This window comes from Curtobacterium sp. MCBA15_004, assembly GCF_001865055.2.
Taxonomy (GTDB): Bacteria; Actinomycetota; Actinomycetes; order Actinomycetales; family Microbacteriaceae; genus Curtobacterium.
Genome location: NZ_CP126266.1, coordinates 435,285 through 447,173 on the forward strand (window position 1 = coordinate 435,285; position 11,889 = coordinate 447,173).

General features: G+C 73.3%; 10 protein-coding genes. 4 read left to right on the forward strand and 6 right to left on the reverse strand.

Translation table 11 applies throughout. The features are described 5' to 3' along the window. Positions 1 to 185: 185 nt before the first annotated feature. Positions 186 to 1,223: a Ku protein gene (locus tag QOL16_RS02125; RefSeq protein WP_071283506.1), complete on the reverse strand. Its 1,038-nt coding sequence runs from the start codon at positions 1,221 to 1,223 to the stop codon at positions 186 to 188. A gap of 89 nt (positions 1,224 to 1,312) precedes the next feature. On the opposite strand from QOL16_RS02125, the gene QOL16_RS02130 reads away from it, so the two are divergent. The 3 genes from QOL16_RS02130 (at position 1,313) to QOL16_RS02140 (ending at position 5,433) form a co-directional block, all read left to right on the forward strand. Continuing rightward, positions 1,313 to 1,939: a hypothetical protein gene (locus QOL16_RS02130; RefSeq protein ID WP_065963997.1), complete on the forward strand. Its 627-nt coding sequence runs from the start codon at positions 1,313 to 1,315 to the stop codon at positions 1,937 to 1,939. A 34-nt stretch (positions 1,940 to 1,973) separates the two neighbouring features. After that, the gene (locus QOL16_RS02135) at positions 1,974 to 2,864 is read left to right on the forward strand and encodes an SDR family oxidoreductase (protein WP_065963993.1); all 891 of its coding nucleotides are present in this window, start codon (positions 1,974 to 1,976) and stop codon (positions 2,862 to 2,864) included. An 85-nt stretch (positions 2,865 to 2,949) separates the two neighbouring features. After that, positions 2,950 to 5,433 carry an ATP-dependent DNA ligase gene (locus tag QOL16_RS02140; RefSeq protein WP_071283503.1) on the forward strand — a complete coding sequence of 828 codons (2,484 nt, stop codon included), beginning with the start codon at positions 2,950 to 2,952 and terminating at the stop codon, positions 5,431 to 5,433. Positions 5,434 to 5,706: 273 nt separating this feature from the next. On the opposite strand, the gene QOL16_RS02145 is transcribed toward QOL16_RS02140, so the two are convergent. The 4 genes from QOL16_RS02145 to QOL16_RS02160 form a co-directional block, all read right to left on the reverse strand. Beyond that, the gene (locus tag QOL16_RS02145; protein ID WP_171898813.1) at positions 5,707 to 5,880 is read right to left on the reverse strand and encodes a hypothetical protein; all 174 of its coding nucleotides are present in this window, start codon (positions 5,878 to 5,880) and stop codon (positions 5,707 to 5,709) included. Continuing rightward, complete coding sequence (locus QOL16_RS02150; RefSeq protein ID WP_071283500.1) at positions 5,877 to 6,836, reverse strand: sugar phosphate isomerase/epimerase; 960 nt, start codon at positions 6,834 to 6,836, stop codon at positions 5,877 to 5,879. Before QOL16_RS02150 ends, QOL16_RS02145 begins: the two co-directional genes overlap by 4 nt. Before the next feature lie 206 nt (positions 6,837 to 7,042). Then, the gene (locus QOL16_RS02155) at positions 7,043 to 7,714 is read right to left on the reverse strand and encodes a fumarylacetoacetate hydrolase family protein (protein WP_305405223.1); all 672 of its coding nucleotides are present in this window, start codon (positions 7,712 to 7,714) and stop codon (positions 7,043 to 7,045) included. A 32-nt stretch (positions 7,715 to 7,746) separates the two neighbouring features. Then, the gene (locus tag QOL16_RS02160; protein ID WP_071283493.1) at positions 7,747 to 10,218 is read right to left on the reverse strand and encodes a phosphoketolase; all 2,472 of its coding nucleotides are present in this window, start codon (positions 10,216 to 10,218) and stop codon (positions 7,747 to 7,749) included. 206 nt (positions 10,219 to 10,424) lie between these two features. Between QOL16_RS02160 and QOL16_RS02165 the strand changes: the two genes are divergently transcribed. Next, positions 10,425 to 11,102, forward strand: coding sequence for a hypothetical protein (locus QOL16_RS02165; RefSeq protein ID WP_305411184.1), 678 nt, complete (start codon positions 10,425 to 10,427; stop codon positions 11,100 to 11,102). Positions 11,103 to 11,257: 155 nt separating this feature from the next. On the opposite strand, the gene QOL16_RS02170 is transcribed toward QOL16_RS02165, so the two are convergent. Further along, positions 11,258 to 11,860 (reverse strand): DUF1992 domain-containing protein, encoded by a 603-nt coding sequence (locus tag QOL16_RS02170; protein ID WP_071283712.1) that lies wholly within the window; start codon positions 11,858 to 11,860, stop codon positions 11,258 to 11,260. Between the last annotated feature and the right edge of the window lie 29 nt (positions 11,861 to 11,889).

Consider the following 11,889-nt stretch of genomic DNA (forward strand, 5'->3'; position numbering starts at 1 on the left):
GTTCCGGGCATGAGCGGAACCAGCGGCGAGCGCGCTGCTCTTCTCGGGCAATGTGCTGTTCGTGTTCGTGTTCGACGTCGTGGTCGGGGACGTCGGCGGGGTCGTCGGGAGTGTGGTGGTGTTCGTGGGGACGGCGGCGCTGTGGGTGTCGATCCCGCTCGCACTCCGCGGACGAGCAAGGACGGCTAGCTGGCCTGCTTCTTCGCCGCTGGCTTCTTCGTGGCGGGCGCCTTCTTCGCGGCCGCCGTCGTCTTCTTCGGCGCTGCCGCCTTCTTCGCTGCCGTCGTCTTCTTCGTCGCCGTGGTCGTCTTCTTCGCGGGCGCCGCCTGCTCCGTGCTGCCGGCCTCCTCCGGAGCCTTCTCCTGGCCGGCCTTCCGTGCCGACCCGCCCTGCCCCCGTGAGCCGGACGACGGACGCGACCCCGATCCTCCAGACCGCTTCTTGTCGACGGACGCCCGCAGGGCGGCCATCAGGTCGATGACGTCCCCACCCGCGTCGTCGTCCTCGTCGTCCGAGCGCTCACCGAAGGTCTCCGCGGTGTCGACGTCGTCGCCGGCCTCGAGCTTCGCGTCGATGAGCTGCTGCAGCTCCTCCTGGTACGCGTCGGTGTAGCGGTCCGGGTCGAAGTCGGTGGACATGCTGTCGACGAGGGACGACGACATCTTCAGCTCGTTCGCGCTGACCTTGACCGACGCATCGAGGGACTTGAAGTCGGGCGCGCGGACCTCGTCGCCCCAGAGCAGCCCCTGGAGCAGGACGACGTCGTCGTGCACGCGGAGGACCCCGAGCCGGGTCTTCTGCCGCAGCGTGAACTGCACGATCGCGAGCCGGTCGGTCTTCGCCAGGGTCTCCCGCAGCAGGACGTACGCCTTGGGGGAGCGGGAGTCGGGCTCGAGGTAGTACGTCTTCTCGAACATCATCGGGTCGACCTGGTCGACGGGCACGAACTCCAGGACCTCGATCTCGTGCGACTGCTCCTGGGGGAGCTGCTTGAAGTCCTCCGGGGTCAGCACGACGGTCTTGTCGCCGTCGTCGTAGGCGCGCTGGATGTCGCCGTACTCGACCTCGTGGCCGAACTCGCACACGCGCTTGTACCGGATGCGGCCCTTGTCGTCGTCGTGGACCTGGTGGAGCGACACGTCGTGGGTCTCGGTCGCCGCGTACACCTTGATGGGCACGTTGACGAGCCCGAACGCGATGGAGCCCTTCCAGATCGACCTCATGCGCACATGATGCCCGCGCGGGTGCGGACGGGCGCTCAGTTGTCGGCGGATCGGCAGCTGTGGTCGGCGGAGGGCGTAGCCTCGCGCTCATGACGGGGGAGCAGGACGGCACTGGCGAGCAGGACCGCACGGGGGAGCAGGACCGCGTGGCCGACCGCATCGACGCCGCGGGGTGGTGGCAGCTCGTCGGGCTCGCGCTCGTCGGCGCGCTCGTCCCCCTGGTCTTCTTCGTGATGTTGGACGTCCCGACGCCCTGGACGGCCGTCGTCGTGCTCGGGCTCGTCCTCGCGGTCGTGCTCCCGGCGTCGCAGGTGTGGAACTGGTCGCGTCGGGGTGGCCGTGCCGCGGTCGTCGAGACCCGACGCTGGATCCGCGCGGGCAGCGTGCCGGCGGACGTACCCGAAGCCGTCTGGCGGCCCCGCGTGCAGCAGTGGACGAGCGACCTGGGACGGCGCCGCGTGAGCGGTTGGTTGTCCGCCGTGGTCGCTGCGCTCTGGACGCTGACGGCCGTGACCGGGTCGCCGCAGAACTGGGGCCTCGCCCTGGTGTGGGCGCTCATCGCCGCCGTCGGGCTCGTCGGGGACCCGGGCGGCCGGGCCGCGGCCGGACGGCTGCTCGCCGCGCCCGTCCGCTCGTCCGCCGGACACGTGTCCGCGAACGGGGGCCGCGACGCCGACACCACGCACCAGGCCGACCGCACCTCCGACCACCCCTGAGACCCGTCCCCGCCACCGCGAGCACCATGGGCCCATGAGCCAGCTCGACAAGCAGGACCCGCGCTCGCAGCACCCCCGTCCGCCGTTCCCGGCGCAGACGCAGCAGGGTGCCGGCCTCGCGAGCGCGATGGACCCCACGCCCGACCACGGCGAGTCGAGCTACCTCGGCACGGGCCGGATGCCCGGCTACCGGGTGCTCGTCACGGGCGCCGACTCCGGCATCGGGCGCGCCGCGGCGATCGCGATGGCGAAGGAGGGCGCGGACGTCGTCCTGAACGCCCTGCCCGACGAGCTCGAGGACCTCGAGCAGGTCCGCGACGTCGTCGGCGACCTCGGCCGCAGGGCGGTGCTGCTGCCGGGCGACCTGACCGACGAGGCGTTCTGCGCGACCCTGGTCCGGGACGCCGTGAGCGCGCTCGGCGGCCTCGACGCCCTGGTGCTCGTCGCCGGACACCAGCAGGTGCACGAGGACGTCACGCAGCAGTCCACCGAGGACTTCGACCGGACGATGAAGGTCAACCTGTACTCGCTGTTCTGGCTGGTGCGGGCGGCGGTGCCGCACATGGCGCCGGGCAGCGCGATCGTCACGACGAGTTCGGTCTCGGCGCACCAACCGCAGGACCGGATGATCGACTACGCGGCGACCAAGGCCGCGATCACCACGTACACGAACGGCCTGGCCCGGCAGCTCGCGGCGAAGGGGATCCGGGCGAACACGGTCGTCCCCGGGCCGGTGTGGACGCCGCTGCAGCCGACGAGCTACCCGGGCGACGAGATCGCCCACTACGGCGAGGACACCCCCTTCGGCCGTCCCGCGCAGCCGGTCGAGCTCGGCAGCGCGTACGTGTACCTGGCGGGACCGGAGTCGTCGTACACGTCCGGCAGCACCCTCACGGTGGCGGGAGCGACCGGGGTCGCGCTGTGAGCGCGACGAGCGCCGGGCGTGCCCGCGCGGCCCGATCCCGCACCGCGCGGGTCCGCGCGGCCCGCCCCCGCCGGGCGGCCACCCCGTGAGCCCGGTCTCCCGCCGCACCACGGTCCTCGTCGGCGACCGTCGGCTCGCGCTGTCGAACACCGACAAGGTCCTCTACCCCGCGACCGGCACCACGAAGGGGCAGGTGATCGCCTACTACGAGCGGGTCGCCCCGTGGATGATCCCGCACGTCAAGGACCGTCCGGTCACCCGGAAGCGCTGGGCGAACGGCGTCGACGGCAAGGTCTTCTTCGAGAAGAACCTGCCCGACTCCGCCCCCGAGTGGGTGCGGCACCACACGATCGCGCACAAGGAGCACGACACCGAGTACCCGGTCGTCGACGACCTGCCGACGCTCGTCTGGATGGCGCAGCAGGCCGCCCTCGAGCTGCACGTCCCGCAGTGGCGCTTCGGCCCGCGCGGAGCGCAGCAGCACCCGGACCGCCTCGTGCTCGACCTGGACCCCGGCGTGGGCGTCGGCCTCCCGGAGTGCGTCGAGGTCGCGGTCGCCGCCCGCGAGCTCCTGCGCGGCATGGGCCTGGACCCGTACCCGGTGACGTCCGGGTCGAAGGGCATCCACCTGTACGCCGCCCTGGACGGGCGGGCCAGCGCGCAGCACGTCTCGGACGTCGCGCACGAGCTCGCGCGGGCGCTCGAGCAGGACCTGCCCGACCTCGTGCTGTCGTCGATGAGCCGCGCCGAGCGCGCGGGCAAGGTGTTCGTCGACTGGTCGCAGAACAACGGCAACAAGACCACGATCGCGCCGTACTCGCTGCGCGGCCGTGACCGGCCGACGGTCGCGGCACCGCGCACCTGGGACGAGCTGACGACGAAGGGGCTCGCCCAGCTGGAGCTGGCCGAGGTCCTCGACCGCCTGGAGGCGCGTGGGGACCTCCTGCACCCGGTCGGGTCCGCCTCGCTGTCGGTCGGGAGGCCCGACTCCGGTCACCGGGACGGCGACCGGACCCAGCGTGCGAACGCCGCGGAGCAGCCGGGTCGCGACCGGCTGGCCGCCTACCGCGCGAAGCGCGACGCGTCGCGCACCCCGGAACCGGTGCCCGAGGAGGCACCGACGGTCCGGCGGGACGGGAAGCCGACGTTCGTCGTCCAGGAACACCACGCGACCCGGGACCACTACGACTTCCGGCTGGAGCACGAGGGCGTCCTCGTCAGCTGGGCGCTGCCGAAGGGTGAACCGACCGACCCGGGGAGGAACCACCTCGCGGTCCAGACCGAGGACCACCCGCTCGAGTACGGCGGCTTCGAGGGCACGATCCCGCACGCCGAGTACGGCGGCGGCACGGTGACGATCTGGGACGACGGCACGTACGAGCTCGAGAAGTGGCGCGAGGGCGAGGAGGTCATCGTCACGCTGCACGGCCGGACGAACGGCGTCCGTCGCCTCGCGTTGCTGCACACCCGCGGTCGTGGGCGGGACGGCGACGAGAAGAACTGGCTGATCCACCGCACCAAGGAGCAACCCGACCGCACGGCGGACGGTGGCGGCGGGGCGGACGCGAGCCGCGCCTCCCGTCCGTCCGCGCGACCGGACGCCGGACGCGAGCCGACCGAGCGCCGGGCCATGCTCGCGTCCCCGGCCACGGGCACGCCGACATTCGACCCGGCGCACTGGGCGTTCGAGATGAAGTGGGACGGCGTGCGCGCCCTCGCGACCGTGCGCGACGGACGGGTGACCCTGCGCAGCCGCAACGACAACGACCTGACCGACCAGTACCCGGAGCTGCAGGAGCTCGCCGAGCGGGCCGGTGTCGACGGCGTGTTCGACGGCGAGGTCGTGGCCACCGACGACCGGGGCCGCCCGTCCTTCGGGCTGCTGCAGGGCCGGATGGGGCTCACCCGGCGGCGGGAGGTCGAAGCGGCCCGCGCGACCACACCCGTGCAGCTGCTGCTCTTCGACGTGCTCGAGGCCGACGGACACGACCTCACCCGGCTCGGCTACGACGCACGACGTGACGCCCTGACGACCGTCGTGGAGCCGGGCGGTGCGATCGCCGTGCCGCCCGCCGCCGCGGGGGACTTCGCCGCCGCCGTCGCGGAGTCGGCGGCCCGCGGGCTGGAGGGCGTCGTCGCGAAGAAGCGGTCCTCGCGGTACGCCGAGGGCCGCCGGTCCGAGGCCTGGGTCAAGGTGAAGCACCACCGCACGCAGGAGGTCGTCGTCGGCGGGTGGAAGCCCGGGGCCGGTCGACGCGCCGGCGGGGTCGGGTCCCTGCTGCTCGGGGTGCCCGGCCCGGACGGGCTGGAGTACGTCGGCAAGGTCGGGACGGGGTTCAGCGACCGCGACCTCGACGCGATCGCCGCGGTGCTGCGGTCGCGGGAGCGGAAGACCCCACCGTTCGTCGACGTCCCGCGGGCGGACGCCCGTGACGCGCACTGGGTGCGTGCGGACCGGGTCGGCGAGGTCGTGTTCGCCGAGTGGACGGGTGACGGGCGGCTCCGGCAGCCGTCGTGGCGCGGGTGGCGGCCGGACAAGGCACCGGGGGACGTGGTCCGCGAGTCGTGAAGACGGCCCGTGCGCCGGATCAGGGGACGCACGGGCCGCCGCCGAGGCGCCGTGGTCGACCGTCCAGGGGGGAGCCGACCACGGCGCGTCTCGTCGCCCGCAACGTCGTCGGTCCGGGCCGCCGGGACCCCCACGGTCCCGGAACTCACTGGTGTGACGAGTCGGACCGGGGATTCGTCACACCCGGATCGGAGATTCCCGGCGACGGCACGACGGAGCGCCCGGGAGCTGGTGCTCCCGGGCGCTCTCGGCGTCCGTCCGGTGGGGTGCGGGTCAGGCCGCGGGGGCCGGGCCGTCCGCCGGAGCTGCGTGGTCTGCGGCGGGCAGGTCCTCGTCGATCAGGTCCTCCTGTTCGGGGAGGTCGACCTCGGCCGCCGCGGCCTTCGCCTCGTCGATGGACTCCTGCGAGCGGCGGAGGAGGGCGTCGTCTGCTGCGTGATCCGTCATGGGGCCGACGGTACGCCGGGGCGGCTGCGCCCGTGTCCGTGCCGGTGCGGGGTCGGCTCGAAGTCGACGGCGGACGTCGGGGCGGGGGTGGACGGCATGGCCGGGGCGGCCGGTTCGTCGGCGGCGTCGGCCGCGTCGAGCACCGCGCGGGTCGCCGCGGCCGCGGTGCGCAGGGCGTCGGCGAGCGGCATGGCGCGGTGGGCGGCCGTCCGGACCTCGACGCCCCACGGTTCGTCGTGGCCGAGCCCGCGGAGGACCCGGACGAGCCCGGGCAGGTCCCACGCCCCCGCGCCGGGCAGGTACCGGGCCGTGCGGGACTCCTCGGCGAGCGTCATGCCGGACGGGGTGTGCAGCAGGCCGTCGCTCAGCTCGACCGCCGCGAGGACCCCGGGGGCCACGCCCTGTGCGATCGACGCGAGCGTGGAGCCGCCGCGGAGCGCGTGGGCGGCGTCGAGCAGGAGCCCGGCGTCGGGGTGGTCGGCGGCGCGGACGAACCGCGACGCGCGCTCGACCGTCGGCAGGTTCGACCACGGTTCCGGTTCGAGCACGAGCTGTGCGCCGACGGTCGCCGTCCGGGTCGCGAGGTCGACGAAGTCGTCGAGCAGCGCGGTCGGGGAGAGCGGGCGGACCCGGCCGTCGGCGTGCGCGACGACCTGCCACGCACCCAGGGCCGCTGCCGCCTCGAGCACGACACCGCGGTCGGCCTCGTCGTCGGGTGTGCGGTCGGGGGAGGCCCACCAGCGGTCGAGCGGTCCGAGCTGCACCCAGACGATGCCGGCGCGGTCCAGCACCCGCCGCAGTGCCGCGAACCCGGTGGTGGCGCGGACCTCGTGCAGGTCGTCGAGCGAGAGGGACAGCCCGGCGAACCCGGCGTCCCCGACGGCACGGACCCGGTCGGCGACGGGGGCGTCACCGGCCCAGGTCCAGGACGTCGCGAGCAGGTCGTGTTCCCGCACGGCGCACCTCCTGGCTCCGGACGGGCTCCGTCGCACGTGCCACGGCTGGTCGTCCTGGTGGATCGGCGTCACCGGTCCCCGACGCCTGGGTCCGTGGTACGCCGTCGGTCTGCGGGGGTTCCCAGCCGGGCGTGTCGCGGGCGCGGTCCGGTCGAGTCGGGCCGGGCCGGTGTCGTGTCGTGTCGTGTCGTGCCGGCCCGGCCCGGTCAGGTGATCGTCGTGCCGACGCTCCCCACGCCCGCGATGCGCCCCACCAGGACGTCGCCCCGTCGCAGCGGTCCGACGCCCTCCGGGGTGCCGGTGAACAGGAGGTCCCCTGGTGCCAGCGCGACCGACCGGGAGAGCTCGGCGAGCGTCTCGGCGACCGACCAGAGCTGGTCGCCGAGGTCACCCGACTGGCGCAGCTCGCCGTCCACGTGCAGCGTCACCGCGCCGGAGGTCGGGTCGACGCCCGCGGCCGGGACGAGCGTGCCGACCGGGGCCGACGCGTCGAACCCCTTCGCCAGGTCCCACGGCCGCCCCAGTCGCTTCGCCTCGGCCTGGAGGTCGCGGCGGGTCAGGTCGAGGCCGACGCCGTAGCCCCAGACGAGGTCGAGCGCGCGGTCGACCGGGACGTCACGCCCACCGGCGCCGAGGGCCACGACGAGCTCGACCTCGTGCTCGAGCTGCGCGGTCTGCGGCGGGTACGGGGTGTCCGCACCGTCCGTCACGACGGCGCTCGCCGGCTTGGTGAAGAAGAACGGCGGCTCGCGGTCGGGGTCGTGCCCCATCTCGCGTGCGTGCGCCGCGTAGTTCCGGCCGACGCAGAACACGCGCCCGACCGGGAACCGGCCGCCCGTGGTGGTCGGCAGGGTCGGGCGCTCGGGTGGAGGGATCACGGAGTCGTGCACCCCTCCACCCTGGCACCGGGTCAGGCGCCCGGTGCCGCGTCCTCGGTCTCGCCGGCCCCGGGGTCGCCGCCGGTCCCGCCGGAGGTCGGTTCGTCCTGCGGCCAGCCGGCGAACTCCCACCCGGCGAGCGAGGGGTGGTCCTCGCCGCGGGTGTACGCGAAGGTCCGCGCCGCGTCCCGCGCCTCGGTCAGCTTCGCGAGGAGGTCGGCGTGCGCCTCGGCGTCGACGCGGGTCAGCGCGTCGTGCGCCAGGGCGAAGCGGTCCATCTCGCTGAGCATGAGCATGTCGAACGGGGAGGTCGTGGTGCCCTGCTCGAGGAACCCGTGCACGTGCAGGTCGTCGTGCCCGTGCCGGCGGTACGTCAGCTGGTGCACGAGCGACGGGTAGCCGTGGAACGCGAACACGACGGGGGTGCCCGGCAGGAACACCTCGTCGTACCGCTCGTCGCTCACCGGGTGCTCGTGCTTGCGCGGGTCGCCGAGGGACAGCAGGTCGACGACGTTCACGAAGCGGACGCCGACCCCGGGGGCGTGGTGCCGGATGATGTCGGCCGCGGCCATCGCCTCGACCGTCGGCACGTCACCGGCGCTCGCGAGCACGACGTCGGCACGGCCCACCTGCTGCTCGGTCCCGGCCCACTCCCACACGCCGAGGCCCGCGTCGGCGTGCGCGACGGCGTCCTCGAGCGACAGGAACACCGGCTCCGGGTGCTTGCCCGCGACGATGACCTCGATCCGGTCGGTCGTCTCGAAGGCGTGCGCGGCGACGGCGAGCAGCGTGTTCGCGTCGGCGGGCAGCTTGATCCGGACGAGGTCCTGCTGCTTCGAGGCGACGACGTCGAGGAACCCCGGGTCCTGGTGCGAGAACCCGTTGTGGTCCTGCCGCCACACGTGCGACGACAGCAGGATCGACAGGTTCGACACCGGTGCGCGCCAGTCGATGTCGGTCGACGACTCGAGCCACTTGGCGTACTGGCCGACCATCGAGTCGATGATGTGGGCGAACGCCTCGTACGTGTTGAGCAGCCCGTGCCGCCCGGTGAGCACGTAGCCCTCGAGCATGCCCTCGAGCAGGTGCTCGGACAGGACCTCGACGACCCTGCCCTGTGCACCGAGGTGCTCGTCACCGGGGCCACGGCGCGCACGCCAGACCCGGGAGGTGACGTCGAACACCGCGTCGAGCTTGTTCGAGATCGTCTCGTCCGGCCCGAACAGCCGGAAGGACGACCCGTTGCGCTCGACGAGCTCGGCGAGCCACGGTCCGAGCGTCGCCGTCGAGCTGGCCGTCGTCCCGGCCTCGACGCCGTACGGCTCGAGTGCCGGACGGTCGAGCGGCGTGCGGATGCGGCCGCCGTTGGCGTGCGGTGTCGCGCTCATGCGGTGCTCGCCGGTCGGACGGATGGTCGTCATGATGCCGATCGGTTGCCCGTCGGCGTCGAAGAGCTCGTCGGGGCGGTAGGACCGCATCCACTCCTCGAGCTGCTCGCGGTGTCCGGCGTCCTCGCGGACCGCGGGCAGCGGGACCTGGTGGGCGCGGAAGGTGCCCTCGACACGCTCGCCGTCGACCTCCTGCGGACCGGTCCAGCCCTTCGGGGTGCGGAGCACGATCATCGGCCAGCGCGGGCGCAGGTCGGCGGCACCGGCTGGCTGCCCCGCGGCGGCACGGGCCGCCTGGGCGCGCGCGGCGGCCTGGATGTCGTCGATGGACGCCAGGGCGCGGCGGAGGGCACCGTCGAACAGGGCGTGCACGGCGAACGGGTCGTGGTCGACCCGCGCCGAGTCGACGACGATCGGGTCGTAGCCGAGGCCGCGGAAGTAGGCGGTCAGGTCCTCGTCGGGGATGCGCGCGAGGACCGTCGGGTTCGCGATCTTCCACCCGTTGAGGTTGAGGATCGGGAGCACGGCACCGTCGGACACCGGGTCGAGGAACGTGTGCGCCTGCCAGGAGCCGGACAGCGGACCGGTCTCGGCCTCGCCGTCGCCGACGACGCACGCCACCACGAGGTCAGGGTTGTCGAGCGCGGCGCCGTACGCGTGCGCGAGGGAGTAGCCGAGCTCACCGCCCTCGTTGATCGAACCGGGCGTCTCCGGCGCCGCGTGCGAGGGGATGCCGCCCGGGAACGAGAACTGCCGGAAGAACTTCCGCAGCCCCTCGGGGTCGGGGGTGATGTCGGGGTACAGCTCGCCCCACGTGCCCTCGAGGTACGCGTTCGCGTTCATCGCCGGTCCACCGTGCCCCGGGCCGCACACGTAGAGCAGGTCGCGGTCGGTCTCCGCGATGAGGGCGTTGCAGTGCGCGTAGACGAGGTTGAGCGCCGGGGACGTGCCCCAGTGCCCGAGGAGTCGTGGCTTGACGTCGTCCGGGTCGATCGGGCGCGTCAGGAGCGGGTTGTCGAGCAGGTAGATCTGCCCGACCGTCAGGTAGTTCGCGGCGCGCCACCAGGCGTCGATCGCACGGATGCGGTCCGTGCTCGCGATGTGTGCAGGAGCCATGGCACCACGGTACGGAACGGGGGACAGCCACTGCCCAGGAAGTCGGACCAAACCGTTCGGTGGGGGGTGTCGAATCACCTGCACAAGCCGGGAAACACCCGGAGCGCTCACCAGCCGCAGGTAGCTGGTTCTCCACCCCTGTTCGGGGTGTGTTCGGCGCGCATCCAGGGATTCGCGCCGAGCGCGACAACGAAAGGAACGCAGACATGCGCAAGAGCCTCAAGACCTCCATCACCCTCGCCACCACGGGTGCGCTCGTGCTGGGCGGTGCCGCGTTCGGTGTCTCCGCCGCGCAGGCCGACGGCAGCATCCACACGGTCTCGTCCTCGTCGTCGAAGATCCCCGGCCCGGTCGCTTCGGTGCCCGAGGTCAAGGGTGGCAACACCGCGGTCGCGCTCGACAAGGGCTTCACCGACGCGCTGACCTCGCTGGGTCTGACCCCGGGTGTGTCGGGCAACGCGAAGCTCGAGAACGGGTCGGTGTCGTTCCCGATCACCGCCGGTTCGGTGACGTACTGGTCGCCGGACGGCAACTACCGCCCCTACGTGCAGGGCCTGCTGAACCACGACGACTCGGGGCTGACGCTCTCCGCCGGTGACACGACGGTGACGCTGGAGAACTTCGTCGTGAACCCGGGCTCGTCGAAGCTCTACGGTGACGTGTTGGTCAACGGTCAGGTCGCCGTGTCGAACGCGTACCTGTTCTCGCTGCACGGTGGCACCCTGAAGCCGCTCCAGCTCGAGGGTGACAACGCGATCCTGACCGGCACCACGGTCCACGTCTCCGACGACGCCGCGAAGCTGCTCAACAGCACCTTCAAGACCGACGCCGTCAAGGGTGGCCTGCTCGTCGGGACCGCCACGATCACCGCCCAGATCAAGTAACACCCCGCACCACCAGCACCACCAGCACGACACGCGAACGGCGCCGCCCCCACCAGGGAGCGGCGCCGTTCCACGTCCGCGGCCACACAGTCGCCGCGCCCGGAGCCGGGCACCGCCACCAGCACCAGCAGCAACACCAGCAGCAGCGAGCAGCCTCAGCCGCGCCGCCACCACCGACGGGGCCGCGCCGCGCGCTCCGCCGCGAGCCGCTCGGCCGCCGCCCGCTCGTCGGCCGCGGCCCGTTCCCGACGGCGCTCCCGCCACCGGTCCACCTCGGTGTCGACGTCCCGCATCGGCGTGACCACGGGTGGCCCGCCGAGCAGCTGCCGCCTGGCCTCCTTCACGCGGGCGTTGAAGTCCACCAGGACCGCACGCACGTCGTCCTCGGCACGCAGCGCGTCGAGGTGGTCGTCGAGCTCGGCGTCCTCGGTGCGCAGGGCCAGGGCGGGCGGTGCGATGCCGCGGATGTCCTCGCGCTCGATCTTCGCCTTGATCCACCAGTCCGGGTCGTGCTGCCCGTCGTTGCCCGGCAGGGGCTTGCCGCGGTAGGGGTTCCCCTCGAAGACGCCGCGGCGGTCGGCCTCGTCCACGAGTGCCCGGGCGAGCGGTCCGACGTCCTGCGCGCGGAGCAGCCGGCGTTCCTCGCGGACCTCGTCCGGGTCGAGCGTGCCGCGCTCCACCTCGCTGTCCACGAGCTGCTGGTACCGGTACCGAGCGGCTCGGCGGAGCCGGTCCATCCGGGCGTCGACGTCGTTCATGGTCGCTCCATCATGCAACGCGCCGACGA